Source organism: Tepidimonas sp., assembly GCF_046292505.1.
Classification (GTDB): domain Bacteria; phylum Pseudomonadota; class Gammaproteobacteria; order Burkholderiales; family Burkholderiaceae_C; genus Tepidimonas.
Genome location: NZ_JBKBQX010000007.1, coordinates 67,505 through 92,808, shown reverse-complemented (window position 1 = coordinate 92,808; position 25,304 = coordinate 67,505). Strand labels below are relative to the sequence as shown.

Annotated in this window: 19 protein-coding genes, 2 tRNA genes and 1 pseudogene; 8 read left to right on the top strand and 14 right to left on the bottom strand. The window is 68.4% G+C overall.

The annotated features are described in order from the left end of the window. Positions 1–1,211, top strand: a pseudogene (locus ACK4TH_RS05510) (cyanophycin synthetase); the annotation flags it as partial. A 19-nt stretch (positions 1,212–1,230) separates the two neighbouring features. Next, positions 1,231–3,816 (top strand): cyanophycin synthetase, encoded by a 2,586-nt coding sequence (cphA, locus tag ACK4TH_RS05505; RefSeq protein WP_409623668.1) that lies wholly within the window; start codon positions 1,231–1,233, stop codon positions 3,814–3,816. 12 nt (positions 3,817–3,828) lie between these two features. On the opposite strand, the gene ACK4TH_RS05500 is transcribed toward cphA, so the two are convergent. The 6 genes from ACK4TH_RS05500 to ACK4TH_RS05475 all read right to left on the bottom strand — a co-directional run bounded on the left by ACK4TH_RS05500 (position 3,829) and on the right by ACK4TH_RS05475 (position 9,849). Next, the gene (locus ACK4TH_RS05500) at positions 3,829–4,749 is read right to left on the bottom strand and encodes an LD-carboxypeptidase (RefSeq protein WP_409623666.1); all 921 of its coding nucleotides are present in this window, start codon (positions 4,747–4,749) and stop codon (positions 3,829–3,831) included. Positions 4,750–4,756: 7 nt separating this feature from the next. After that, entirely contained in the window at positions 4,757–5,818 is a 1,062-nt protein-coding gene (gene tadA, locus ACK4TH_RS05495) for a tRNA adenosine(34) deaminase TadA (RefSeq protein WP_409623664.1), read from the bottom strand. Between the two features lie 21 nt (positions 5,819–5,839). Further along, positions 5,840–7,456: a glutamine-hydrolyzing GMP synthase gene (gene guaA / locus ACK4TH_RS05490; RefSeq protein ID WP_409623662.1), complete on the bottom strand. Its 1,617-nt coding sequence runs from the start codon at positions 7,454–7,456 to the stop codon at positions 5,840–5,842. Positions 7,457–7,527: 71 nt separating this feature from the next. Further along, a complete protein-coding gene (gene guaB / locus ACK4TH_RS05485; RefSeq protein WP_409623660.1) occupies positions 7,528–9,000 on the bottom strand; it encodes an IMP dehydrogenase in 1,473 nt (490 codons plus the stop codon). Positions 9,001–9,083: 83 nt separating this feature from the next. Beyond that, positions 9,084–9,398 carry an RnfH family protein gene (locus tag ACK4TH_RS05480; protein ID WP_409623658.1) on the bottom strand — a complete coding sequence of 105 codons (315 nt, stop codon included), beginning with the start codon at positions 9,396–9,398 and terminating at the stop codon, positions 9,084–9,086. A 1-nt stretch (position 9,399) separates the two neighbouring features. After that, positions 9,400–9,849 (bottom strand): type II toxin-antitoxin system RatA family toxin, encoded by a 450-nt coding sequence (locus ACK4TH_RS05475; RefSeq protein ID WP_409623656.1) that lies wholly within the window; start codon positions 9,847–9,849, stop codon positions 9,400–9,402. A 33-nt stretch (positions 9,850–9,882) separates the two neighbouring features. On the opposite strand from ACK4TH_RS05475, the gene smpB reads away from it, so the two are divergent. Then, positions 9,883–10,365, top strand: coding sequence for an SsrA-binding protein SmpB (gene smpB, locus ACK4TH_RS05470; protein ID WP_409623654.1), 483 nt, complete (start codon positions 9,883–9,885; stop codon positions 10,363–10,365). A gap of 77 nt (positions 10,366–10,442) precedes the next feature. Here the strand turns inward: smpB and ACK4TH_RS05465 are convergent, their stop codons facing one another. From ACK4TH_RS05465 to rimP, 8 genes are read right to left on the bottom strand one after another with little or no spacing between them, the layout of a single operon-like run. Next, on the bottom strand, positions 10,443–11,573 hold the full coding sequence (locus ACK4TH_RS05465) for an enoyl-CoA hydratase/isomerase family protein (protein WP_409623652.1): 1,131 nt from the start codon (positions 11,571–11,573) through the stop codon (positions 10,443–10,445). Continuing rightward, entirely contained in the window at positions 11,570–12,448 is an 879-nt protein-coding gene (locus ACK4TH_RS05460) for a DMT family transporter (protein WP_409623650.1), read from the bottom strand. The genes ACK4TH_RS05465 and ACK4TH_RS05460 overlap by 4 nt, the downstream gene beginning before the upstream one ends. Beyond that, the gene (gene typA / locus ACK4TH_RS05455; protein WP_409623648.1) at positions 12,445–14,280 is read right to left on the bottom strand and encodes a translational GTPase TypA; all 1,836 of its coding nucleotides are present in this window, start codon (positions 14,278–14,280) and stop codon (positions 12,445–12,447) included. The genes ACK4TH_RS05460 and typA overlap by 4 nt, the downstream gene beginning before the upstream one ends. After that, positions 14,277–15,236: a tRNA pseudouridine(55) synthase TruB gene (gene truB, locus ACK4TH_RS05450; protein WP_409623646.1), complete on the bottom strand. Its 960-nt coding sequence runs from the start codon at positions 15,234–15,236 to the stop codon at positions 14,277–14,279. The genes typA and truB overlap by 4 nt, the downstream gene beginning before the upstream one ends. Next, entirely contained in the window at positions 15,233–15,607 is a 375-nt protein-coding gene (rbfA, locus tag ACK4TH_RS05445; RefSeq protein ID WP_409623644.1) for a 30S ribosome-binding factor RbfA, read from the bottom strand. Before rbfA ends, truB begins: the two co-directional genes overlap by 4 nt. Positions 15,608–15,616: 9 nt before the next feature. Then, positions 15,617–18,526 (bottom strand): translation initiation factor IF-2, encoded by a 2,910-nt coding sequence (infB, locus tag ACK4TH_RS05440; protein ID WP_409623642.1) that lies wholly within the window; start codon positions 18,524–18,526, stop codon positions 15,617–15,619. 28 nt (positions 18,527–18,554) lie between these two features. Next, entirely contained in the window at positions 18,555–20,054 is a 1,500-nt protein-coding gene (gene nusA / locus ACK4TH_RS05435; RefSeq protein ID WP_409623640.1) for a transcription termination factor NusA, read from the bottom strand. Between the two features lie 34 nt (positions 20,055–20,088). Further along, positions 20,089–20,682, bottom strand: a complete 594-nt coding sequence (gene rimP, locus ACK4TH_RS05430; RefSeq protein WP_409623638.1) for a ribosome maturation factor RimP — start codon at positions 20,680–20,682, stop codon at positions 20,089–20,091. A 177-nt stretch (positions 20,683–20,859) separates the two neighbouring features. Here rimP and ACK4TH_RS05425 point away from each other — a divergent pair, with 177 nt between their 5' ends. From ACK4TH_RS05425 to ACK4TH_RS05405, 5 genes are all read left to right on the top strand, one after another. Then, positions 20,860–21,519, top strand: coding sequence for a glutathione binding-like protein (locus tag ACK4TH_RS05425; RefSeq protein ID WP_409623636.1), 660 nt, complete (start codon positions 20,860–20,862; stop codon positions 21,517–21,519). 3 nt (positions 21,520–21,522) lie between these two features. Further along, positions 21,523–21,599: transfer RNA gene (locus tag ACK4TH_RS05420), tRNA-Pro, on the top strand. Positions 21,600–21,613: 14 nt separating this feature from the next. Beyond that, positions 21,614–21,690, top strand: a tRNA-Arg gene (locus ACK4TH_RS05415). Between the two features lie 23 nt (positions 21,691–21,713). Then, the gene (gene map, locus ACK4TH_RS05410) at positions 21,714–22,538 is read left to right on the top strand and encodes a type I methionyl aminopeptidase (protein WP_409623634.1); all 825 of its coding nucleotides are present in this window, start codon (positions 21,714–21,716) and stop codon (positions 22,536–22,538) included. Between the two features lie 63 nt (positions 22,539–22,601). Next, the gene (locus ACK4TH_RS05405; RefSeq protein ID WP_409623632.1) at positions 22,602–25,271 is read left to right on the top strand and encodes a [protein-PII] uridylyltransferase; all 2,670 of its coding nucleotides are present in this window, start codon (positions 22,602–22,604) and stop codon (positions 25,269–25,271) included. Positions 25,272–25,304 lie beyond the last annotated feature (33 nt).

Here is a 25,304-nt window from a genome sequence, read left to right as displayed (position 1 = left end):
GGCTTGTGCGCTGCGGGTTGGGTCATGGACACCGTAGCGGCCGGTCGCGGCTGACGGTTCCAGGGCATCGGTCCCGGCGGGGCGAGGAGGAAGAGTTTCCGCTCGACACCATCCGACTGCCGGAAAACCGCGACGTGATGCTGGAGCTGCGCCGTCAAGGGCTGGAGCCGGACAGCGTACCCGAGGCCGGCCGCGAGGTGCTGGTGCAGCGCACCGGGCTGCTGACAGACGACGTGACCGACTTGGTGCACCCGGACGTGGCCGAGCTGACGGCCCTGGCCGCCCGCGTGGTGGGGCTGGACATCGCGGGCATCGACCTGGTGGTAGAGGACATCGGCCAGCCGCTTGCCGCGCAAGGCGGGGCGATCGTGGAGGTCAACGCCGGCCCCGGGCTGCTGCCCCACCTCAAGCCGGCGAGCGGCAAGCCGCGCCCGGTGGGCGAGGCCATCGTCGATCACTTGTTCCCCGGACACGAGAACGGCCGCATCCCCGTCGTCGGCATCACCGGCACCCGGGAGACGGCGCCGCTGGCCCTGCTGATCGGGTCGCTGCTGCAACGCGCCGACCATACCGTCGGCGTCTCGTGCGGGGGGCGGCTGTATCTGCAGGCCCAGCCCATCGACGCCAGTTTGCCCTCGGACTGGGAGGCGGGCCAGCGCGTCCTCATGAACCGCTGCGTCGATGCAGCCGTGATCGAAAACTCCCCCCGCAGCATCCTGGACGAAGGGCTGCCCTACGACCGCTGCCTGGTGGGCGTGGTGACCGACGTGCCCGAGCCCAAGGGGCTGGAGGACCACTACATCACCACCCGCGAGCATATGCGCAAGGTGTTGCGCACCCAGGTCGATGTGGTGCTGCCACAGGGGTGCGCCGTGCTCAACGCCGACTGCGACGTGTGCGCTAGTCTGGCCGAGCTGTGCGACGGCGATGTGCTGCTGTTCAGCACCGATCCGCGCCACACGGCGCGCGAGGCGCATGTGGCCGATGGCCGGCGCTTTCTGACCGTCGACGGGCGGCAAGCCGTACTGGTGAACGCGAACGGCACTATCCCGGTGCTCGATCTGGACCACGCCGGCGTGCAAGCCGTGCTGCGCCACATCCGGGTCGAAACGCTGCTGGCCGTGCTGGGCGCCGCCGTGGCGCTGGGCCTGCCCCTCGGCCTGATTCGTGCTGGCATCGAAACCGCCGCTCCCCAACTCTCCGTCCTCTGACACTGCTGCCCGAGCCGCCATGAACGTCACTCGCCTGCGGGCCCTGCGGGGCCCGAACCTGTGGAGCCGCTACACGGCCATCGAAGCGACCGTGCACTGCACGCCAGAGGAGTCCGACCTGCGCCGCCTGACTGGCTTCGAGGCGCGGCTTCGGCAGCGCTTCCCCGAGCTGGGGGTGCTGCCGGAGCCGACCGCCGATGGCGTGGTGTCGATGGCGCATGCGCTGGAAATCACCGCTCTGGCGCTGCAGACCCACGCCGGCTGCCCGCTGAGTTTCAGCCGCACCATTGCCGCGCCCGAGCCGGGGATCTACCAGGTCGTGGTCGAGTACACCGTGGAGGAGGTCGGGCGACTGGCGTTCGACACGGCCCTGGAGCTGCTGCAGGCGGCCCGCGACAACCAGCCCTACGACACGGCCGCGGCCATCGGCCGGCTCAAAGAGTTGGACGAGGACATCCGCCTGGGCCCCTCGACCGGCTCCATCGTCGATGCGGCCGTCGCGCGCGGCATCCCCTTCCGGCGCCTGACCACGGGCAGCCTGGTTCAGTTTGGCTGGGGCAGCAAACAGCGCCGCATCCAGGCTGCGGAGTGCGACACCACCAGCGCCATCGCCGAGTCGATCGCCCAGGACAAGGAACTGACGAAAAAATTGCTGCACGCGGCGGGCGTGCCCGTGCCGCTGGGGCGCCCCGTTACCGACGCCGAGGACGCCTGGCGGGCCGCGCAGGCCTTGGGCGGGGCCGTCGTCGTCAAGCCGCGCGACGGCAATCAGGGCAAGGGCGTGACCGTCAATATCCGAACGCGCGAGCAGGTGCTGGCGGCCTACGAAGTCGCCAGCCACTACGGCAGCGAGGTGATGGTCGAGCGTTATTTGCCGGGCATCGATTTTCGGCTGCTGGTCGTCGGGCGCAAACTGGTCGCCGCGGCACGCCGTGACCCGCCGCTGGTCGTGGGGGATGGCGTGCACACCGTGCGCCAGTTGGTGGACGCGGTCAACGCCGACCCTCGGCGCGGCGACGGGCACGCCACGCCGCTGACGCGCATCCGGCTCGACGACATCGCCATCGACCGCCTGGCGCAGCAAGGGTTGACGCCCGATTCGGTGCCACCGCGCGGCGCGCGCGTGGTGCTGCGCAACAATGCCAACCTGTCCACCGGTGGCACCGCCACCGACGTCACCGACGAGGTGCATCCGCTGGTGGCACAGCGCGCGGTCGCCGCTGCCATGACGGTGGGGCTGGACGTGTGCGGCGTGGACGTGGTGTGCCAAAACGTGGTGGAGCCGCTGGAGTCGCAAAGCGGCGGTATCGTCGAGGTGAACGCCGCGCCGGGCCTGCGCATGCACCTCAGTCCCTCCTTCGGCAAGGGGCGCAATGTCGGGCAGGCCATCATCGACCACATGTTCGCACCGGGCGATGACGGGCGCATCCCCGTCATCGCCGTCACCGGCACCAATGGCAAGACCACCACCGTGCGCCTGACCTCGCACCTGCTGCAACAGCGCGGCTGGCGCGTGGGCTTCACCGACACCAACGGGGTGTACGTCAACGGCCGGCAAATCGACAGTGGCGACTGCAGCGGCCCGCGCAGCGCACGCCGCGTGCTCGCCCACCCGGATGTGGATGCGGCCGTGCTGGAGACCGCCCGCGGGGGCATTCTGCGCGAGGGTCTGGCATTCGACCGCTGCCAGGTGGCCATCGTCACAAACATCGGTACAGGCGACCACTTGGGCCTCAACTACATCACCACCGTGGAGGACCTGAGCGTCCTCAAGCGCGTGATCGTGCAGAACGTGGCCGCCGGGGGTATGGCCGTGCTCAACGCCGCTGACCCCCACTGCGTAGCGATGGCGGACTTCTGCCCGGGCCAGATCACCTATTTCGGTCCCGCGCCCCACCACCCCGTCATCGCCACCCACCGCGCGCTGGGCAAGCGCGTGGTGTTCGTGGAAGACGGGCACATCGTCGCGGCCGAAGGGGGATGGCAGGTGCGACTGCCGCTAGCCCAGATCCCGCTCACCGATGGCGGAGCGCTGGCCTTCCAGGTTGACAATGCCATGGCCGCCATCGCTGCCGCGTGGGCCGTCGGGGTGCCGTGGGATGCCATCGCCCACGGGCTGGAGAGCTTTACCTCCGACGCCGCCACCGTACCCGGCCGCTTCAACCGTTTCGATTACCGCGGCGCCACGGTGATCGCCGACTATGGCCACAATCCGGACGCGATCGCCGCGCTGTGCCGCGCCGCCGAGGCCTTGCCGGCGGGCAAGCGGGTCGCGGTCATCAGCGCGGCCGGTGACCGGCGCGATCAGGACATCGTGGACCAAACCCGCCAGATCGGCCGAGTCTTCGACGAAGTGGTGCTGTTCGAGGACGCATGCCAGCGCGGACGGGCGGACGGCGAAGTCATCGCCCTGCTGCAGCAGGGCCTCGAGGGCGCTCCCAAAACCCGCTGGCACACGGCCATCCGGGGCGAATTCCTCGCCATCGACACGGCGCTGGCACGGCTGCAGCCCGGCGACCTGTGCCTGATCCTGATCGATCAGGTGGACGAGGCGCTGGCGCACATCGGGCGTCGTGTGGCAGAGGTGGCCGCAGTCGCGGCCTGAACGGCGGCGGGATCAGCCCCAGAACAGCAGCGCGTCGCGGCCCTCGACCATAGCGTCGACGGGCCGCCCCACCGGAAGCACGACCTTGGTCGGCACATGCCCGAATGGCAGCCCGGTCAGCACCGGCACCCCGGGCAGTTGGGCACGCAACCACGCCACCACCGTCTCGAGCCGGAACCCCCGGTCGTGCGGCGTGAGCGCAAAGCGATTGAACGCGCCCAGCAGAATGCCCTTTTGCCGCCCCAGCACCCCCGCGAGCAGCAGTTGCGTCAGCATCCGCTCGATGCGGTAGGGATGCTCGCCCACATCCTCCAAAAACAGCAAGCCACCGTCGACCGACGGCAGATACGGGGTACCCACCAGTCCGGCCAGGATCGACAGATTGCCCCCCCAGAGCGTCGCGCCTTCCACGCGCCAGCCGGCCGCCAGCTCGGGGTGTGCGCGCAAGTCGGACAGCGGCAGCCGCCAGCCGGCCCCCTCCCCCACCCCTTGCGCCAAGTCGTCGAAACAGGCGGTGGTGATGTCGTCCGGCGCCTCGACCGCCCAGTCCTCCATCACCGCTGGACCGGCCCAGCTGGGCGTCCCGCGCTGGGCCAGCACAGCCAGCCCAAAGGCGGTGAAGTCGCTCAGCCCCACCCAGGCCATGCCACGGCGTGCGGCGGCGTCGATTGCGTCGTAGGGCAAATGCGGCAGCAGGCGGGTCAGGCCGTAGCCCCCGCGCGTGGTCAGCGCCACATCCGCACCGCTGGTGGCCGCGCGCTCGATGGCGGCCAGCCGCGCATCGTCATCGCCCGCGAAGCGCTGGTAGCGGGTCAGTGCAGTGGCGTCCACCGCGACTTCGTAGCCGGCGGCATGCAAGCGGCGCACGGCACGCCGAAAGGCGGCGCGGTCGCGCACCGCCCCGCTGGGGGAGTAGATGTACAGACTGGGCATGGCCCGATTATCGGGCCGCACCGGACAGCGCCACGGGGCCGGCCCGGTGACCGCGATCAGGGAACGGGGCATTCATCCATTCCGCTGCGGGAGGCAGCAAGCCCTCCGCCGGCACATGCAGAACATCCCGTATGCGCAGCCCTAGGGCTGTCTGCAGCGCGGGCCACAGAGCTTCGGCACCCGGCGCCAAGGCCACCCGACAGGCATCCACCGCCAGCGCATCCAGCCAGTCGCGCAGGATTTCGGCATGGCGCGCGGGAGTGTGCCAGGCCGGCTTTTTGGGCTTGTCGCTCTGGCCAAAGCCGATCAGATCCGGCACCAGACATCGCTCACCCGCTGCCAGGCGCGCGGGCAACCACGGCCCCCACTGCGGCCACCAAGCCAGAAGTCCGTGCAAACACACCCACGGCAGCGCGGCTTGCGACGGCCCCAGGTCCAGCCAGTGCAGCCGCAGCCCATCCAAGGCCGGCAAATCCTGCCGCGTGTGGGACGCCTGGGGGGACACCCCCCAGGCCGTCGCGCGCTGCCACACGGCATCGAATGCATCGTCGGGCGTGCGCAGGGCATCCTCGCGCAGGGGTTCGGCGCGCGCACGCCGTTCGGCACGCCGGCGGGCAAAGAAAGTGCGCAGCAGCGCCGCGGCGGCCTCGGCCTGCACGCCGCAAGCCACCGCGGTGTGCGGGTTCAGCACGGGCTGGGCGAACAAATCGACCACGGAACCCGCGGCCCCGGTGCGCGGCTCCGCGGCCCCATAGACCACGCGGGCCAGACGGGCGTGCAGCGCCGCCTGCGCGCACATGGCGCACGGCTCGATGGTCACGTACAGCGTGCAGCCGTCCAACCGGTAATTGCCCAGGGTGCGCGCGGCCTCGCGCAGCGCCACGATCTCGGCGTGCGCGGTGGGATCGCCACTGCCCACCGGCTGGTTGTGCCCCCGACCGACGATGCGCCCGGCGTGCACCACCACCGCCCCCACCGGCACCTCGCCGGCCTCGGCGGCCTGCCGTGCCAGCGCCAGCGCCTCGGCCATCCAGCGCTCGTCGTCCGGGGAGGCGGGGGTCGGATCCATGCTGACCGAGAGCGCCGTCGCCTACTCCCACTCGATCGTCGCTGGCGGCTTGGAGCTGACGTCGTAGGTGACGCGGTTGATGCCGCGCACCTCGTTGATGATGCGGCCGGAGACGCGCTTAAGCAGGCTGTACGGCAGCTCGGCCCAGTCGGCGGTCATGAAGTCGCTGGTCTGCACCGCGCGCAGCGCGACCACGTAGTCGTAGGTGCGGCCGTCGCCCATCACGCCGACGCTCTTGACCGGCAGGAACACCGCGAACGCCTGGCTGACGAGGTCGTACCAGCTTTTTCCCGAGTTCGGCTCGATGGTGGAGCGCAGCTCCTCGATGAAGATGGCATCGGCCCGGCGCAGCAGGTCGGCGTACTCCCTCTTCACCTCGCCGAGGATGCGCACGCCCAGCCCCGGCCCGGGGAACGGGTGGCGATAGACCATGTCGTGCGGCAGGCCCAGCGCCACGCCCAGCTCGCGCACCTCATCCTTGAACAGGTCGCGCAGCGGCTCCAGCAGCTTCAGGCCCAGTTGCTCGGGCAGGCCGCCGACGTTGTGGTGGCTCTTGATCGTGACGGCCTTCTTGCTCTTGGCGCCGCCCGACTCGATCACGTCCGGGTAGATGGTGCCCTGGGCCAGCCACTGGATGCCCTTGGAGCCGGGTCGCGCGGCCTTGAGCTTTTCGGCCTCGGCCTTGAAAACGTCCACGAACAGCCGGCCAATGATCTTGCGCTTCTGCTCGGGATCGGTGACGCCGGCGAGCTCGCGCAGGAAGAGTTCGCTCGCGTCCACCCGGATCACCTTGGCGTGCAGCTTGCCAGCGAACATGTCCATCACCAGGTCGCCCTCGTGCAGGCGCAGAAGGCCGTGGTCGACGAACACGCAGGTGAGCTGATCACCGATGGCGCGATGGATGAGCGCTGCGGCCACCGACGAATCGACCCCGCCCGAGAGGCCCAGCAGCACCTCCTCGTCGCCGACCTGCGCGCGGATGGCCGCCACCGCCTCCTCGATGTGGTCGCGCATGATCCAGTCGGGCTTGGCGCCGCAGATCTCCAGCACGAAGCGCTCCAGGATCGCCCGCCCCTGCACGGTGTGCGTCACCTCCGGGTGGAACTGCACGCCGTAGAAGCGCCGCGCCTCGTCGGCCATGCCGGCGATCGGGCACGAGTCGGTGCTGGCCATCAGCTTGAAGCCGGGCGGCAGCTCCACCACCTTATCGCCGTGGCTCATCCACACCTTCAGCATGCCGTGCCCCTCGGGCGTGTGGAAGTCGGCGACGTCCTTCAGCAGCGCCGTGTGGCCGCGCGCGCGCACCTCGGCGTAGCCGAACTCGCGCACCGGCGAACCCTCCACGCGCCCACCGAGCTGCTGCGCCATCGTCTGCATGCCGTAGCAGATGCCCAGCACCGGCACGCCCAGCTCGAACACCGCGTCGGGCGCGCGGTCGTCCACCTCGTAGACGCTGGCGTGGCTGCCCGACAGGATGACGCCCTTCAGGCGCCCGTCGGCAGCGTACTGCCGCACCCACTCGCTGCTGACGTCGCAGGGGTGCACCTCGCAGTAGACGTGCGCCTCGCGCACGCGCCGCGCGATCAGCTGCGTGACCTGCGAGCCGAAGTCGAGGATGAGGATCTTGTCGTGGTTCATCGCGTCGTGTCCGCGTCAGGGCCGCCAAAGCGAAAGGCCGCCTCGCCGGCGGCCCTTGGTGCGGCGTCAGGTCAATCCAGCCGGTAGTTCGGCGCTTCCTTGGTGATCTGCACGTCGTGCACGTGGCTTTCGCGGATGCCGGCGGCGGTGATCTCGACGAAGGCGGCCTTGTCGTGCAGCTCGGCGATGCTGGCGCAGCCGCAGTAGCCCAGCGCGGCGCGGATGCCGCCGGCCATCTGGAAGATGATCGACACCACCGAGCCCTTGTACGGCACGCGGCCCTCGATGCCTTCCGGCACCAGCTTGTCGGCGTTGGGGTTGGCGGCCTCGTCGTTTTCCTGGAAGTAGCGGTCGGCGCTGCCGGCCTTCATCGCGCCGATCGAGCCCATGCCGCGGTAGCTCTTGTAGCTGCGGCCTTGGTACAGGATCACCTCGCCCGGCGCCTCCTCGGTGCCGGCGAACATGCCCCCCATCATCACGCAGTGCGCGCCGGCGGCCAGCGCCTTGGCGATGTCGCCGCTGTAGCGGATGCCGCCGTCGGCGATCAGCGGCACGCCGGTGCCCTTGAGCGCCGTGGCCACGTTGTCGATGGCGGTGATCTGTGGCACGCCGACACCGGCCACGATGCGCGTGGTGCAGATGGAGCCGGGCCCGATGCCGACCTTGACCGCATCCGCCCCGGCCTCCGCCAGCGCGCGGGCGGCCTCGCCCGTGGCGATGTTGCCGCCGACCACCTGCACCTGCGGGAAGTTGTGCTTGACCCAGCGCACGCGGTCCAGCACGCCCTTGCTGTGGCCGTGCGCGGTGTCGACGACGATCACGTCCACGCCGGCCTTGACCAGCGCCTCGACGCGCTCGTCGGTGCCGGGGCCCACGCCGACCGCGGCGCCGACGCGCAGGCGGCCGTTGTCGTCGCGCGCGGCGTTGGGGAAATTAAGCTGCTTGGTGATGTCCTTGACGGTGATCAGGCCCTTGAGCTCGAAGGCGTCGTTGACGACCAGCAGCCGCTCCAGCTTGTGCTTGTTCAGCAGCGCCTTGGCCGCCTCCGGCGTGGTGCCCTCCGGCACGGTGACCAGCCGCTCGCGCGGCGTCATGATCTCGCGCACCGGCACGTCCATGCGCGTCTCGAAGCGCAGGTCACGCCCGGTGACGATGCCGACGACCTTGCCGCCATCGACGACCGGAAAACCCGAAACGCCCAGCTCATCGGACAGCTTGACGACCTGGCGCACCGTGGTGTCGGGGCTGATGACCACCGGGTCGCGCAGCACGCCGGATTCGTAGCGCTTGACCTTGGCCACCTGCGCGGCCTGCTCCTGCACGGACAGGTTCTTGTGGATGATGCCGATACCGCCCTCCTGCGCGATGGCGATCGCCAAGCGCGCCTCGGTGACGGTGTCCATCGCCGCCGACACCAGCGGCAGGTTGAGGGTGATGTCGCGGGTGAAGCGGGTGGCCAGCGACGTGTCCTTGGGCAGAACTTGCGAGTACGCGGGGACCAACAACACATCGTCGAAGGTCAACGCTTTTCCGAGCAGGCGCATGGGAAGGGCTCCAAAAGCGCTATTGTATTCGGGGCGCCGGCACCACACGGGACCCGGTCCACCCGAGGGTGAGCCCCGGCGCGTCAACGTTTGGGGGTGCGCGCAAACAAGCCGGCCGCACGCGCGCCCTGCCGCTGGAAGCGTTCCCGCCGCGCCACCTTGGGGTCCACCCGCAGCGGGCGGGTCAGTTCCAGCCGGTCGCCCTCGCGCAGGGGTGTATCCGGGCACGCGCGCCGACCCCAGATGCTCGCCGCCAAGCCGTCTGGTCCCGCATCGATGGGCCCCAGGCCCCATCCGGTGTGGGCCAGCGCCTGCGCCACCGTGGCCCCGTCCGGCAGATCGAGGGTGACCTCCCGCACAGTGCGGGGCGCCGAGGCCCAGACCACGGTCACGCGCATCTCACCCCCCATACACCTGATCGGCCCGTTTGACGAAGGCGTCCACCAGGGAGTCGGCGATGCGGTCGAACACGGGCCCCACCAAGGCCGCCAGCACGCTGCTAGAAAAGCCATACCGCAGCGAGAACTCGATCTTGCAAGCGCGCGCATCGCCGTCGCCCACGGGCAAAAACTCCCAATGCCCCTCCAACTGGGAAAACGGCCCTTCTACCAGGCGCAGGTGAATGCGGCGGTCGGCCTCGTGCACATTGCGGGTGGTGAAGCTTTTTCGCACACCACCAAAGGCCATGCCGATCGAAGCCACCATGCCATCCGGCGTGCGCTCGAGCACCTGGCCGGACGCGCACCACGGCAGAAACTCGGGGTAGCGCTCCACGTCGCTGACCAGCTGAAACATCTCGTGCGGGCTGTGCCAGACGAGCACGGACTTGCGGACGGTTTTCGGTTTCATACAATCGGCGGCCCTGCCCCGATTGTAGGTCCCATGTCCGCCCCGAAGTCCAAAGCCGCCACCGACAGCCGCATCGCCGAGAACAAGAAAGCGTTCTTCAACTACCACATCGAAGAGCGCTTCGAAGCCGGCGTTGTGCTGCAGGGCTGGGAGGTCAAGGCCATCCGCGATGGCAAGGTGCAGATCACCGAAGGCTATGTCGTGGTGCGCGACGGCGAGTTGTTCCTGATCGGCTGTCTGATCCACCCGCTGCGCAGCACCTCCACGCACATCCGCGCGGACACGGATCGCACGCGCAAATTGCTGATGCACAAGGCCGAGATCCGCCGCCTCATCGGCAAGGTGGAGCAAAAAGGCTACACCCTGGTGCCACTGAACCTGCACTGGAAGAACGGCCGCGTCAAGTGCGAGATCGCACTGGCGCGCGGCAAGGCGCAGCACGACAAGCGCGACACCATCAAGGAGCGCGAGGGCAAGCGCGAGGTGGAGCGCGCGCTCAAACACCGCATGCGCTAAGCCCCGACCTCCGTCTGCGGTAACCCCCACCCGCCCTGCCCCGGCGCGACCCTGGCCGCCGAAGGGCGGGGGAATGATCAGCGCAAATGCCCAAGCGGATGCGCGTGCGCGGGCCAGGGGCTGTCGAAAAACGGCGCCACCATCGCGGCCGTGACGTCCTCGATGCGCGCCGGGTTCCAGCGCGGCTGCTGGTCTTTGTCCACCGCCAGGGCGCGGATGCCCTCGACCGTTTCCCCTTCGGCGGGCGAGCGCCCCAGATGGCGGGGATGGAAGCAATGCCGCACCAGGTCCCGCTCCAGGCGCAGATCCTCGGCCAGGGTCAAGCCCCGCGCGCGCCGCACATGTTCCAGCACCACATGCAGCATCAGCGGGCTGCGCAGGCGCAGCGTGGCCAGGGCCTGTGCGGCCGCATCCGTGCCGGCCGCCTGCAGCCCCTGCACGATGCCCGCAACACTGTCGGCGCCAAAGGCCGCATCCACCTCGGGCGGCAGCGGTGCCACAGTGCGCGATCCCGCGCTGCGCCAGCCGGCCTGCGCTGTCCAGTTGCGCCAGGCGGCCTCGAACGCCTCGGGGCTGTCCGCCTGCACAGTGGCGAGTGCGTCCCAGGCGCGCGGCAGATCGGCCGCCGTGGCAACCACATCGGCCAGGCCCCAGGCCAGCGCCGCCTCCGCCCCGACGACCACCCCGGTCAGCCCCAGATACTCCCCGACGTGACCCGGACAGCGGCTCAGGAAATACCCCCCGCCGACGTCCGGAAACAGCCCGATGTTGGTCTCGGGCATAGCCATCTTGGTCCGCTCGGTGACGACGCGGCAACGCCCGCCCTGGCTGATGCCCATGCCGCCGCCCATGACGACGCCGTCCATGAAAGCGATATACGGCTTGGGGTAGGTGAAGATCAGGTGGTTGAGGGCATATTCCTCGGTAAAGAAGTCCTCCAGCCGCGGATCGCCCGACAGCGCGGCTTGATGAAAGAAGCGGATGTCCCCGCCCGCGCAGAAGGCACCGAACGGCCCCTCTTTGGAGGTGCCCCGAATCGCCACCGCCACCACGGCAGGGTCATCGCGCCAGGCGAGCAACGCCTCGGCAAGCGCCCGGATCATGCCCAAATCCAGGGCATTGAGGGCCTTGGGCCGGTCGAGGGTGATGCGCCCGACGCCGTTGGGCGTGCGTTCGATGTGGACGAAATCGCTCCAGTGCGCGGTCATGGGAGTGTCTCCTTCCGTTGGGTCAACCACAGGTGGGTCAGCAATGCGCCCAGCACCAGGGCGCCGCCTTGCCAGACGGCCGGCGAGGGTACCTCACCGGCGCCCAGCCACGCCAGCGCAATGCCAAAGAGCACCTCCAGCAAGGCCAGCATCGAAACCTCGGTGGGCTTGAGCACACGCGCGCAAACGACGGCCAGCACGCAGGGAATGGCCAATTGCCACACACCCAGCCCTGCCAGCCACGCCACGTCGTGCGCGCTGGCCCGCAGGGGCCAGGCCAGCGGCAGCGTCACCGCCGCCGACAAGGCGGCGCCCACCAACACGGCGGGTACCAAGTCCACCCCGTGCCCCTCGCGCTGACTGCGCTGCACCAGATTCCAGTTGAAGGCGCCGCCCAGCGGGGCGCCCAGCGCCACGACACTGCCTAACCAGCCGCCCTCGCCCAGTTGGCGTGCAAACATCCACGCGATGCCCAAACCCGCCACCACGATGGCCGCCCAAGTCTGACGCGCCAGCCGCTGCCCGAAGAACAGGCGCGAGATGAGCGCCGTCAGCAGCGGCCCGGCCGCCAGCGTGATCAGCACGTTGGCCACGCTGGTCAGCGCCAGCGCGATCATGAAAGCGGTGAACATGACCGCCCAACACACACCCGACCACCACAGGGCCCGGCCGCTGGTGAGCATCCGGCGCCACACACCGCGCCCCTGCCATAGGGGCAAGATCAGCGCCAGCGACAGCGCGGTAAACGCGCTGCGCCAGAAAGTGATCTCGAACGCCTGCGCCTGCTCGAGCTGGCGCGTGACCACGCCCGCCGTCGCCCACAGGAACGTCACCGCCACCATCAGGGCGACGGCCTGCCCATGGCGCAATGTCATGCGCCTTCCCGCGCGGCGCGCTTGCGCTCGTGCTCCTTCAGGTAACGCTTGCGCAGGCGGATGCTCTTCGGGGTGATTTCCACCAGCTCGTCATCCTCGATGAACTCGACCGCGTACTCCAGCGTCAGCTCGATGGGCGGGGTGATCTTGATCGCATCCTCCTTGCCCGAGACACGGAAGTTGGTCAGCTGCTTGGTGCGCGTCGCATTGACCACCAGGTCGTTGTCGCGGTTGTGCACGCCGACGATCATGCCCTCGTACACCGGATCGCCGGCCTTGACGAACATGCGGCCGCGATCGTCCAGCTTGCCCAGCGCATAGGTGAAGATCTCGCCGTCATCCATGGAGATCAACACCCCGTTTTTGCGCCCGCCGATGTCGCCTTTGTGCGGCTCGTAGCCATCGAAGATGTTGGAGATCAGGCCCGAGCCGCGCGTCAGGTTGAGGAATTCGTTGGAAAAACCGATCAGCCCCCGCGCCGGGATGCGGTACTCCAGCCGCACGCGGCCGCGGCCGTCGGGTTCCATGTTCACCAGCTCGCCCTTGCGCTCGCCCAACGCCTGCATCACGCCGCCCTGATGCTGCTCCTCGACGTCGCAGGTCACCAGCTCGATCGGCTCGCACCGCACGCCGTCGATCTCCTTGAACACGACGCGCGGCTTGCTCACGGCCAGCTCGTAGCCCTCGCGGCGCATGTTCTCCAGCAGGATGGTCAGGTGCAGTTCGCCCCGGCCCGAGACCTCGAATACCCCATCCTCGCCCGTCTCGCGCACGCGCAGCGCCACGTTGGATTGCAGCTCCTTTTGCAGCCGGTCCCAGATCTGCCGGCTGGTGACGAACTTGCCCTCGCGCCCCGCCAGCGGCGAGGTGTTGACGCAAAAATTCATCGTCAGCGTCGGCTCGTCGATCTTGAGCATGGGCAGCGGCTGCGGGTTGGCGATATCGGTGACCGTCACCCCGATGCCGATCTCGTCGATGCCATTGATCAGCACGATGTCGCCCGGGCCCGCTTCGCTCACCTGCACCCGGTCCAGCCCCTGAAACTTGTGCACCTGGTTGATGCGGCCCTTGAACTGCCGTCCATCCGGCCCCTCCATGACCAGCACCTCCATCGCCGGCCGCAGCGTCCCGGCATTGATGCGGCCCACACCGATGCGGCCCACGAAGCTGTTGTAGTCCAGCGCCGAAATCTGCAACTGCAGCGGCGCGGCAGGATCGCCCTCGTGGGCGGGCACATGCTTGAGGATGGTCTCGAACAGTGCGGACATGTCCGGCCCCCAGCGCTCGCCGGGCGCGCCCTCGGTCAGCGACGACCAGCCGTTGATGCCCGAGGCATACACGACGGGAAAATCCAACTGCTCATCGGTCGCCCCCAGCTTGTCGAACAGGTCGAACGCGGCGTTGATCACCTTGTCGCAATTGGCTCCGGGCTTGTCCACCTTGTTGACCACCACGATGGGCTTGAGGCCCAGCGCCAGCGCCTTCTTGGTCACGAAGCGCGTTTGCGGCATCGGCCCTTCCTGGGCATCGATCAGCAGCAGCACGCCATCCACCATGGACAGCGCGCGCTCGACCTCGCCGCCAAAGTCCGCGTGACCCGGCGTGTCCACAATGTTGATGTGCGTGCCGTTCCAGCGCACGGCACAGTTCTTGGCGAGGATGGTGATGCCGCGCTCGCGTTCGAGCGCATTGCTGTCCATCACCGTGTCCTCCACCTTCTCGTGGGCGGCAAAAGTACCGGACTGGCGCAGCAATTGATCGACCATGGTCGTCTTGCCGTGGTCGACGTGGGCGATGATCGCGATGTTGCGAATCGGGGGACGGGAGGTCATGGTGCAGCCTGTTGCAGATATTGGGAAACTTCGGTGGGCGCGAGCAGGCGCGCCGGAATCAATTCGCCCCCCGCACAGCGGGCCGTGCCCAGCAAGGCGCGCGGGCGGTCGCCAAACACGGCGACGAGTTCGGCGGGCGGCCACGGGCCGCGGCGACGCAAACCGCTCAGAAAACGGCCTGCCTCGCGCTCATCCAACACGACGCGCGGCACGCCCTCCAGCAAGGCCTCGGGCGGCAGAACGCGGCGCAGGCGCTCTGGCGGTGATAGGGCTTCCAGCGCATCCAGCGTGATCGCCTGCAGCAGCGTCAGCGCCCCGGTGGCGGTTCGCCGCAGCGCCGTCAGGTGGGCGCCACAGCCGAGGGCCGCGCCGATGTCCTCGGCCAACGTGCGCACATAGGTGCCCTTGCTGCAGCGCACCTGCAGGCGCAGCGCGACGGGGTCGTCGGGCATCGGCTCCAGCGTCAACGCGTGGATCGTCACGCGGCGCGGCGCGCGCTCGACCTCGATGCCCGCGCGCGCATATTCGTACAGCGCCTTGCCGTCCTTTTTGAGGGCACTGTGCATCGGCGGAATCTGCTCGATCACGCCGGTGAAGCGGCGCGCCAGTTCGGCCAGCCGCGAGGGGGTCAGCCGGGCCGCGTCCACCGGCGCGGTGGCGATCACCTCGCCCTCGGCATCGCCGGTGGTGGTGCGCACACCCAGGCGCAGCACGGCCTGGTAGGCCTTGTCGGCCTCCAGTTGCACCTGCGCAAACTTGGTGGCCGCGCCCAGGCACACCGGCAGCAGCCCGCTGGCCAGCGGATCCAGCGTTCCGGTGTGGCCGGCCTTTTCGGCCGCGAACAGCCATTTGACCTTGGACACCGCCGCCTGCGCCGACAAACCGACAGGCTTGTCCAGCAGCAGCACCCCATGCACGGGGCGCCGCGGCACCCGTGCACGGGGCTCGGCCGTCATGTCGCGTCCTCGTCCTTGCCGCGCGAGGCGACCGCCTTGGCGATCAGGGCGTTCATGTCCGCCGCCCGCTCGATTGAGCGGTCATAGACGAAGTGCAGCGTCGGCACCGTGTGGATGTGCAGCCGCTTGAACAAGGCATTGCGCAAAAAGCCTGCACCCTGGTTGAGCGCGTCCTGGCTTGCTTGCGGGTCGCCAACCAGCACGCTGAAGTACACCTTCGCGTGCGCATAGTCGGGCGACACCTCGACGGCTTGGATGGTGACCATACCCAGACGCGGATCCTTGAGCTCGCGCGGGATCAGCTCGCTCAGGTCGCGCTGGATTTGGTCGGCCACCTTCAGGCCGCGGTTGGATGCCTTTCTCGTCGCCATGCGGGTCTCTTAGAGCGTGCGCGCGACTTCCTTGATCTCGAAGAACTCCAACTGATCCCCTTCCTGGATGTCGTTGTAGTTCTTGAGCTTGATGCCGCACTCGAAGCCTTCCTTGACCTCGCGCACGTCATCCTTGAAGCGCTTGAGTGACTCCAGCTCGCCGGTGTAGATGACCACGTTGTCGCGCAGAAGGCGGAAATGCGCGCTGCGCGTGACGTGCCCTTGCGTGACCATACAGCCCGCCACGGTGCCGATCTTGGAGGCAACGAAGACGCTGCGGATCTCAGCCATGCCGATGACCTCCTCGCGCTTCTCGGGCGCCAGCAAACCGGCCATCGCAGCCTTCAGGTCGTCCACCGCGTCGTAGATGATGTTGTAGTAGCGGATCTCGACATCGCTGGCCTCGGCCACCTTGCGCGCATTGGCGTCGGCACGGGTGTTGAAGCCGATGATGATGGCCTTGGAGGCAATCGCCAGGTTGACGTCGGATTCGCTGATGCCGCCCACACCCGCGTAAACGAGCTGTACCCGCACCTCGTCGGTGGAGAGCTTGAGCAGCGCGGCCGACAGCGCTTCTTGCGAGCCCTGCACATCCGCCTTGATGATGATGGGCAGGGTCTTGACCTCGCCCGCCGCCATCTCGGCGAACATGTTCTCCAGCTTGGCCGCCTGCTGCTTGGCCAGCTTGGTGCTGCGGTACTTGCCGGCGCGGTAGGTGGCGATTTCGCGCGCGCGGCGCTCATCGGCCATCACCATGAAGTCGTCGCCCGCCAGCGGAACCTCGGCCAGGCCCTGGATCTCCACCGGAATGGACGGCCCGGCTTCCTTGACCGGACGGCCGGCCTCGTCGAGCATGGCGCGCACACGACCATAGGTCTGGCCGGCCAGCACCACGTCGCCGACACGCAGCGTGCCGGACTGCACCAGCGCCGTCGCGACGGGGCCGCGACCCTTGTCCAGCCGCGCCTCGATGACCAGGCCCTTGGCCTTGGCGTCCACCGGGGCCTTCAACTCCAGCACCTCGGCCTGCAGCAGGACGTTCTCCAGCAGCTCGTCGATGCCCTGGCCCGTCTTGGACGACACGCCGATGAAAGGCGAATCGCCGCCATACTCCTCCGGCACCACCTCCTCGGCCACCAGCTCCTGCTTGACCTTTTCGGGGTTGGCGTCGGGTTTGTCGATCTTGGTCAGCGCCACCACGATCGGCACCCCGGCCGCCTTGGCGTGCTTGATCGCCTCGCGGGTCTGCGGCATGACGCCATCGTCCGCCGCCACCACCAGGATGACGATGTCGGTGGCCTGCGCACCGCGGGCACGCATCGCCGTGAACGCCTCGTGACCCGGCGTGTCGAGGAAGGTGATGACCCCGCGCGGCGTCTCGACGTGGTAGGCACCAATGTGCTGGGTGATGCCGCCGGCCTCGCCCGCGGCGACTTTGGCGCGGCGGATGTAGTCCAGCAGCGAGGTCTTGCCGTGGTCGACGTGGCCCATGACCGTAACGACCGGCGGGCGGGTCTTCTCCTCGCCCTGGTACAGCACCGCTTCCTCTTCCGAGAACGCCTCCGGATCGTCCAGGGCGGCGGCCACCGCCTTGTGGCCCAGCTCCTCGACGACGATCATCGCCGTGTCCTGGTCCAGCGACTGGTTGATGGTCACCAACTGGCCCAGCTTCATGAGCTGCTTGATGACCTCGGACGCCTTGAGCGCCATCTTGTGGGCCAGTTCGGCCACCGTGATGGTCTCGGGCACGTGGACTTCGATGACGCGCTGCTCGCTGACCGGGGCGGCAGAGGCGCCGCGCTCGTCCCGTCCGCCACGCCCCGGCTTGCCCTTCGGACCAGCGCGCCAGTTGCTGCCCGAGCGTGCCGGGCCGCTGTCGCCGCGCGTCTTGAGTTCCTTCTTCTTGCCGGCCTCGTCCTTCCACGACGACGACAGCGCCTCGGATTTGACCTCTTTCTTGGCCGCAGGCGCCGCCGGTGCGCCGGCGGGCGGGCGCGCCGGCGTGCCGGCGGGCTTGTGCAGTGTGCCCTTGATGCCCGGTTTGGCTTCCGCCGCGGGCTTGGGTTCCTCGGGCTTCTTCGCCACCAGCACCTTGCGCGGCTGGGCCATCATGGCGCGGATGGCTTCGGCCTCGGCCAGCGCCTTGCGGCGACGCTCTTCGATTTCGCGCACGCGGGCTTCCTCGGCCGCTTTTTCGGCGGCCTTCTCGGCAGCTTGCTGCGCCACTCGGCGCGCCTGTTCCGCCTGCTCGGCCTCGGCGCGCTCGGCCGCCGCGCGCGCCGCGTCATCGGCCGCCGGTTGGGCCGGGGCCGCGGGCTCGTCGGCGGCCGCCTCGCCAGTCGTGGCGACGACGGCTTCGGCGCGGGCCTTCTGGGCCGCCGCCTCGCGCTCGGCCCGGGCACGGGCTTCGGCCGCTTCGCGGGCCAACCGGGCCTCTTCGGCGGCGCGTGCCTCGGCCTCTTCGCGCTCGCGGCGCTTGCGGGCGAGTTCTTCCTCTTCCTGGCGCAGCCGCTCCGCCTGCAGCCGCGCCTCTTCTTCCAGTCGGGCCAGTTCGGCCGCCTGTGCCGCTTCCTCGGCCTGGGCGGCGGCGTCGCTGGCACGCTGCTGCTCGGCCTCGTCATCGCGCTTGACGAAGGTACGCTTCTTGCGCACTTCCACCTGGATGGTGCGCGCACGGCCCGAGGCGTCGGCCTGCTTGATCTCGGTGGTCGAGCGCTTGGTCAGTGTGATCTTGCGCCGCTCCTGCCCCAGCGTGCCGTGGGCGGCCTTGAGGTGGGCAAGCAGGCGCTGCTTGTCCGCCTCGGTGACCGGGTCGCTGCCGGCTTGCTTGTCCACGCCAGCGGCGACGAATTGCTCCAGCAGCAGCGAGACGGGTTTGTTCAGTTCGGCGGCGAATTCGGCGACGGTGTTACTCGACATACGGTGTCCTTCTCCTCGGCGGGGCTGTTCACGAACGCGCGGACGACGCATCGCCGGCGAACCAATGTTCGCGCGCTTTCATGATCAGGGCCGTCGCTTCCTCGCGGCTCTGTCCCGTGATCTCGACCAATTCGTCGACGGCCAGATCGGCCAGGTCGTCGAGCGTGTGCACACCGGCATCGGCCAGCTTGGCGATCAGGTCGGTGGTCAAGCCGTCCAGATCGCGCAGGTCCTGCGACACCTCCTCGACGCTTTCCTCCTTGGCGATCTCCATCGTCAGCAGCGCGTCCTTGGCGCGGGCGCGAAGCTCGTTGACGGTATCCTCGTCGAAGGCCTCGATCTCCAGCATCTCTTGCAGCGGCACATAGGCCACTTCCTCGAGGCTGGTGAAGCCTTCCTCGATCAGGATATCGGCGATCTCTTCGTCGACGTCGAGCTTGCTCATGAACAGCTCGCGCAGCGCCTGGCGCTCCTGGGCCTGCTTCTCGGCCGATTCCTCGGCCGTCATGATGTTGATCTTCCAGCCCGTCAGGTCGGACGCCAGCCGGACGTTCTGCCCACCGCGGCCGATGGCGATGGCCAGGTTTTCCTCATCGACGACCACATCCATCGCATGCCGCTCTTCATCGACGACGATGGACTGCACATTGGCCGGCGCCAACGCGCCGATCACGAACTGGGCCGGATCGTCGCTCCACAACACGATGTCCACGCGCTCGCCGGACAACTCGTTGGTCACGGCGTTGACGCGCGAGCCGCGCACCCCGACACAGGTGCCGATGGGATCGATGCGGCGATCGTGCGAGAGCACGGCGATCTTGGCCCGGCTGCCCGGATCGCGGGCGCAGGCCTTGATCTCCAGCAGGCCCTGCTCGATCTCGGGCACCTCCTGGCGGAACAGTTCGATCATGAAATCGGGGCTGGCGCGGGACAGCAGAATGGGCGCGCCGCGCAGGGTGGGGTCCACCTCGATGATGAGGGCACGCACACGGTCACCCGAGCGGAAGTTTTCCTTCGGGATCATCTCGCTGCGCTTGAGTCGCCCTTCGACCCGACCGCTCTCGACGATCACATCGCCCTTGTCCAGCCGCTTGACGGTGCCCACGAAGATCTTGTCGCCGCGCGACAGAAAATCGTTGAGCAGCATCTCGCGCTCGGCGTCGCGGATCTTTTGCAGGATCACCTGCTTGGCCGCCATCGCGCCGATGCGGCCAATCGGCACGCTCTCGATCGGCTTTTCGATGAATTCGCCCACCTGGATACCGGGGTGGTCCTCCACAGCGTCCGAGTACAGCTCCTCGGCATCCGGGTTTTGCAGACCGGCCTCGTCCGGCACCACCTTCCAGCGCTGGAAGGTTTTGTAAGCGCCGGTGTCGGGGTCGATCGACACCCGCACATCCACCTCGCCGCCCAGCAGCTTTTTGGTGGCCGACGCCAGCGCGGATTCCACGGCGCCCAGCACGACGCGCGGCTCCACGTTCTTCTCGCGCGAGATGGCATCGATCAACATCAACATTTCGCGGTTCATTGCTCTGGCCTGCCTTTCACTGCCTGCGTACTCTTTATGCGTCATCGGCGGCGCCGCGCAGGCGACGCCCCTTGAAATCCACGATCGGCGCCAGCCGCGCCTCGCGCACCTCGTCGAGCGTGAAGCCAAGCACCTGCACGGGCGCCGGCTCGGCGGCACGGCGCGTCGGCTTGGCTGCGGGTTTGGCTGCGGATTTGACGGGGGCGTCCTCGACCAGTTCGAGCTGCCACGCCCCGGGCGCCTCGCCACGGCGCAAGACGCCGCGAAACTTTTTGCGCCCCGGCGCCACCGCGCCCCCGCCGGCCGCCCCGATGGGCGCGCGCAGGGTGACATCAACGATTTCGCCGACGAAGCGCTCGTAATCGCGGGCGTGGCGCAGCGGGCGGTCGATACCGGGCGACCCCACCTCGAGGCGACGATAGTCCACGGCCTCGACCTCCAAGACATACTGAAGCTGCCGCGTCACGCGCTCGCAGTCCTCGACGGTAATGAAGCGGACCTGCGCCTGCGTCGCATCCCAGGGCCAATCGATGGTCACGCGCAGCAAGCCGCCGGCGGACCGCTCCAGATCCACCAACTCATACCCGAGCCCGACCACCGTCTGCTCCACCACCTGCTGCCAGCTCATGCGTCCCGTTTTCGCCTTTCGTGTCGGCACCTGCCGATGCCTGATCGCTCTTGACCGCGCTCGATCGCGTTCGACCAAAAAAAATGGGCCGGTGTGCACCCGCCCATTCGGTCGTGAGACGATTATTCTACCACCCTAGGTCAGAATTCGCACTCCCTCCACCCACCCACGGCTGCCATGATCGACGTCTATTCCTGGCCCACACCCAATGGCCACAAGGTTCACATCGCACTCGAGGAGTGCGGCTTGCGCCTGGGGCGCGACTGGCGGGTACACCCCGTGGACATCGGCAAGGGCGAGCAGTTCGCCCCCGACTTTCTGCGCATCAGCCCCAACAACAAAATCCCCGCCATCGTCGACCCCCACGGCCCGGACGGCAAGCCGATCGCGCTGTTCGAGTCCGGCGCGATTCTGCTCTATCTGGCCAGCAAAACCGGCAAGCTGCTGCCCAAAGGCGATCGTCAGCGCTGGGAGGTGCTGCAGTGGCTGATGTTTCAGGTCGGCGGCGTCGGCCCCATGCTGGGCCAGGCGCACCATTTTCGGATGTACGCACCGCAAAAAATCGACTACGCCATCGACCGCTACACCAACGAGGCGCGACGCCTGTACGGCGTGATGGAGCGCCGTCTGCAAAGCAGCCCCTGGCTCGGCGGACGCGGCTACAGCGTCGCGGACGTAGCCACTTTCCCCTGGGTGCGCGTCTGGCAAAACCAGGGCGTGGTGCTCTCCGACTACCCTGCGGTGCAGGCTTGGCTGGACCGCATCGCCGCGCGCCCCGCGGTGCAGCGTGGCCTCTCAACCCTGGCCACGGCCCGCCCGCAGGTACAATCACGCTGATGTCGGAGCGTAGCGCAGTCTGGTAGCGCATCTGCTTTGGGAGCAGAGGGTCGAAGGTTCGAATCCTTTCGCTCCGACCACGAACACACCCCTGCCGTCCGTAGCTCAGCTGGATAGAGCAACGGCCTTCTAAGCCGTGGGTCGGGGGTTCGAGCCCCTCCGGACGGGCCAGCCGCACACGCACGATTCACGACATGACAGCCACCATCAAGGACGCCGCAGGCATCGAGGGCATGCGCACCGCCGGACGCCTGGCGGCGGAGGTGCTCGACTACCTGGCACCGCACGTGCGGCCGGGTGTCACCACCAACGAGCTGGACCGCCTGGCGCACGACTACATCGTGAACGTCCAGCAGGCCATTCCCGCACCGCTGAACTACGCGCCCAGCGGCTACCAACCCTACCCCAAGAGCATCTGCACCTCGGTCAACCACGTCGTCTGCCACGGCATCCCCAACGACAAGCCGCTCAAGAAAGGCGACATCGTCAACATCGACGTCACCGTCATCAAAGACGGCTGGCACGGCGACACGAGCCGCATGTTTCTGGTCGGTGAGGTGCCCCCCCACGCGCGGCGGTTGTGCCAGGTGACCTACGAAGCCATGTGGAAAGGCATCGAGCTGGTTCGCCCCGGTGTGCGCCTGGGCGACATCGGGCACGCGATCCAGACCTATGCCGAGGACGCGGGCTACAGCGTGGTGCGGGAGTTCTGCGGCCACGGCATCGGCCGGCGCTTCCACGAGGATCCACAGGTGCTGCACTATGGTCGCCCGGGCACGGGGATGGAAATCCGGCCCGGCATGACGTTCACCATCGAACCCATGATCAACCAGGGTCGGCGCGAGATCCGCGAGATGGGCGACGGCTGGACCATCATCACCAAAGACCGCTCGCTGTCCGCGCAATGGGAGCACACCGTACTGTGTACCGAGAGCGGCTACGAGGTTCTGACCCGATCGGCCGGTATGCCGGCGCCACCCCCCTTCGTCGCGGCAACGGCCAGCCCAGCAACGGCTTGACGCCGCCGCTCGAGGGTACCGCTTGAGGCCGTATCTGGCACCGGTCTTGCTTGTGACCGAGCCATGCCTGCCCCACCCTGCCCCCTCCCTGCCGAAAACCTGGACATCGCTGCGCTGCGGCAACACTACCGCGACGCCAAGCGCGGTGTGCTGCATGCCATCGAGGGCTTGAGCGGCCGCTCGCGCGGCGTGCGCGCCCTGCTGCGACGGCTCAGCCGCTTGACGGACGAGACGCTGCGCACGCTGTGGGGATCATCCGGGTTGCCCGGAACACTGGCATTGGTCGCCGTAGGCGGCTACGGACGGGGCGAGCTGTTCCCTTACTCCGACGTCGATGTGCTCGTGCTGCTGCCCGACGGCGTGCGGGCCGAGGCGGATGCAGCGCTCAAGGCCGCCCTGGAGCGTTTCATTGGCCATTGCTGGGACGTTGGACTGGAAATCGGCTCCAGCGTGCGGACGGTGGCCGAATGCCTGCAGGAGGCAGCCGCCGATATCTCGGTGCAGACTGCGCTGCTGGAAAGCCGCTGGCTGGCCGGGGACCGACGGCGCTTCGTCGCGCTGGGCCGAGCGCTGGACGAACAGATCGACCCGCTGGCCTTTTGCCGCGCCAAGCAGTTCGAAATGCAGCAGCGCCACCAGCGCTACGAAAACACCCCCTACGCGCTGGAGCCCAATTGCAAGGAATCGCCGGGCGGGCTGCGCGACCTGCAGGTGATCCTGTGGGTGGCCAAGGCCGCCGGCTTCGGCCACACTTGGGGGGAACTCGCACGCCGCGGGCTGGCCACGGCACGTGAGGCGCGCCAGCTCAAAGCCAACGAGGCGCTGCTGAGCCTCATCCGCGCCCGCCTGCACACCCTGGCCCAGCGGCGCGAGGACCGCCTGGTGTTCGATCTGCAGACCGCGCTGGCGGCCTCCTTTGGCATCGAGGCGGAGGGCACGGGCGACGGCAGCCGTGAGCAGTCGGCGCGGCGCGCGCGCAAGGCCAGCGAGCGGCTCATGCGGCGCTACTACTGGGCAGCCAAAGCGGTGACGCAGCTCAACCAGATTCTGCTGCTCAACATCCAGGAGCGTCTGGAGCGTGACGAGCACGGGGTGGAGCCCCCGCGCCCGCTCAATCCACGCTTTCTGGACAAGGGCGGCTTGCTGGAGGTGGCCAGCGACGACCTGTACCTGCAGCAGCCGCACGCCATCCTGGAAACCTTTTTGCTGTATCAGCAAATCCCGGGCATCAAGGGCTTGTCCGCGCGCACGCTGCGGGCCTTGTACAACGCCCGCCCCATCATGAATGCGGCGTTCCGGCGCGATCCGGTCAACCGCCGCACCTTCGTGCAGATGCTGCAGCAGCCGCAGGGCATCACGCACGCGTTTCGGCTGATGAACCAGACCTCGGTGCTGGGGCGCTACCTGTGGCCGTTTCGCAACACGGTCGGCCAGATGCAGCACGACCTGTTCCACGTCTACACCGTGGATCAGCACATCCTGATGGTGCTGCGCAACATGCGGCGCTTTTTCATCCCCGAGCATGCGCACGAGTACCCATTTTGTTCCCAGCTCGCCGCCGGGTGGGACAAGCCGTGGGTGCTGTACGTCGCGGCGCTGTTCCACGACATCGGCAAGGGCCGGGGCGGCGACCATTCCGTGCTGGGCGCGCGGGACGTGCTCACCTTCGCGCGCCAACACGGCATCGGTCGCGAGGATGCCGCGCTGATCCGCTTTCTGGTCGCCGAGCATCTGACCATGAGCCAGGTGGCCCAGAAGGAGGACATCAGCGATCCGGATGTCATTCGCGCTTTTGCCCGGCGCGTGGGTGACGAGCGTCGCCTCACGGGCCTGTACTTGCTGACCGTGGCCGACATCCGCGGCACCAGCCCCAAGGTCTGGAACGGCTGGAAAGCCAAGCTGCTGGAGGACCTCTACCGCGCGACCCTGCGCGCGCTGGGCGGTGGATCGCCGGATCCCCACGCCGAAATCGAAGCCCGCAAGCGCGAAGCGCTCGCGCTGCTGGCCCTGCACGCGCTGCCGCACCAGGCCCACCAGGCGCTGTGGTCGCGGCTGGATGTCGGCTACTTCATGCGCCACAGCGCCGACGAGATCGCCTGGCACACACGCCACCTGTCGCGCGCCCTGGCGCAGGCCGCGCCGGGGGCCGCGCTCACCCTGGTGCGCGCCCGCCTGTCCCCCGCCGGCGAGGGTCTGCAGGTGCTCGTCTACACCGACGACCAGCCCGATCTGTTCGCCCGCATTTGCGGCTATTTCGATCAGGCCGGCTTTTCCATCCTGGATGCCAAAATCCACACCACGGGCGATGGACGCGCGCTCGACACCTTTCAGGTGGCGACGGAAACCCTTTCCGAACACTACCGGGAGCTGGTGGGGATGGTCGAAAGCGGGCTGCCGCGCGCGCTGGACCCAGCCACGCCGCTGCCCCCGCCGGGGCGCGGCCGCGTCTCGCGCCGTGTGCGCAGCTTTCCGGTCGTGCCGCGCGTGCAGCTGCAGCCCGACGAGCGGGGCCAGCGCTGGCTGCTGAGCCTCTCGGCCAGCGACCGCAAGGGGCTGCTCTACCGCATCGCGGGCGTGTTTGCCCGCCACCGGGTGCAACTGCAGCTCGCCAAGGTCACGACGCTGGGGGAGCGGGTGGAGGACACCTTTGTCATCTCCGGCCCCGCCCTCCACGTCCACCGCGAGCAGGCTCTGTTGACGCAGGATCTGCTGGCGGTGCTGGACGAAACCTGAGCGCTGGATTTATAGTGCCGTCGCAAGGAGGTG

Bases quoted from the DNA above. Each gene is read 5' to 3' on its own strand.
- cphA (WP_409623668.1), top strand. From the start codon at position 1,231: ATGAACGTCACTCGCCTGCGGGCCCTGCGGGGCCCGAACCTGTGGAGC.
- ACK4TH_RS05500 (WP_409623666.1), bottom strand. From the start codon at position 4,749: ATGCCCAGTCTGTACATCTACTCCCCCAGCGGGGCGGTGCGCGACCGC.
- tadA (WP_409623664.1), bottom strand. From the start codon at position 5,818: ATGGATCCGACCCCCGCCTCCCCGGACGACGAGCGCTGGATGGCCGAG.
- guaA (WP_409623662.1), bottom strand. From the start codon at position 7,456: ATGAACCACGACAAGATCCTCATCCTCGACTTCGGCTCGCAGGTCACG.
- guaB (WP_409623660.1), bottom strand. From the start codon at position 9,000: ATGCGCCTGCTCGGAAAAGCGTTGACCTTCGACGATGTGTTGTTGGTC.
- ACK4TH_RS05480 (WP_409623658.1), bottom strand. From the start codon at position 9,398: ATGCGCGTGACCGTGGTCTGGGCCTCGGCGCCCCGCACTGTGCGGGAG.
- ACK4TH_RS05475 (WP_409623656.1), bottom strand. From the start codon at position 9,849: ATGAAACCGAAAACCGTCCGCAAGTCCGTGCTCGTCTGGCACAGCCCG.
- smpB (WP_409623654.1), top strand. From the start codon at position 9,883: ATGTCCGCCCCGAAGTCCAAAGCCGCCACCGACAGCCGCATCGCCGAG.
- ACK4TH_RS05465 (WP_409623652.1), bottom strand. From the start codon at position 11,573: ATGACCGCGCACTGGAGCGATTTCGTCCACATCGAACGCACGCCCAAC.
- ACK4TH_RS05460 (WP_409623650.1), bottom strand. From the start codon at position 12,448: ATGACATTGCGCCATGGGCAGGCCGTCGCCCTGATGGTGGCGGTGACG.
- typA (WP_409623648.1), bottom strand. From the start codon at position 14,280: ATGACCTCCCGTCCCCCGATTCGCAACATCGCGATCATCGCCCACGTC.
- truB (WP_409623646.1), bottom strand. From the start codon at position 15,236: ATGACGGCCGAGCCCCGTGCACGGGTGCCGCGGCGCCCCGTGCATGGG.
- rbfA (WP_409623644.1), bottom strand. From the start codon at position 15,607: ATGGCGACGAGAAAGGCATCCAACCGCGGCCTGAAGGTGGCCGACCAA.
- infB (WP_409623642.1), bottom strand. From the start codon at position 18,526: ATGTCGAGTAACACCGTCGCCGAATTCGCCGCCGAACTGAACAAACCC.
- nusA (WP_409623640.1), bottom strand. From the start codon at position 20,054: ATGAACCGCGAAATGTTGATGTTGATCGATGCCATCTCGCGCGAGAAG.
- rimP (WP_409623638.1), bottom strand. From the start codon at position 20,682: ATGAGCTGGCAGCAGGTGGTGGAGCAGACGGTGGTCGGGCTCGGGTAT.
- ACK4TH_RS05425 (WP_409623636.1), top strand. From the start codon at position 20,860: ATGATCGACGTCTATTCCTGGCCCACACCCAATGGCCACAAGGTTCAC.
- map (WP_409623634.1), top strand. From the start codon at position 21,714: ATGACAGCCACCATCAAGGACGCCGCAGGCATCGAGGGCATGCGCACC.
- ACK4TH_RS05405 (WP_409623632.1), top strand. From the start codon at position 22,602: ATGCCTGCCCCACCCTGCCCCCTCCCTGCCGAAAACCTGGACATCGCT.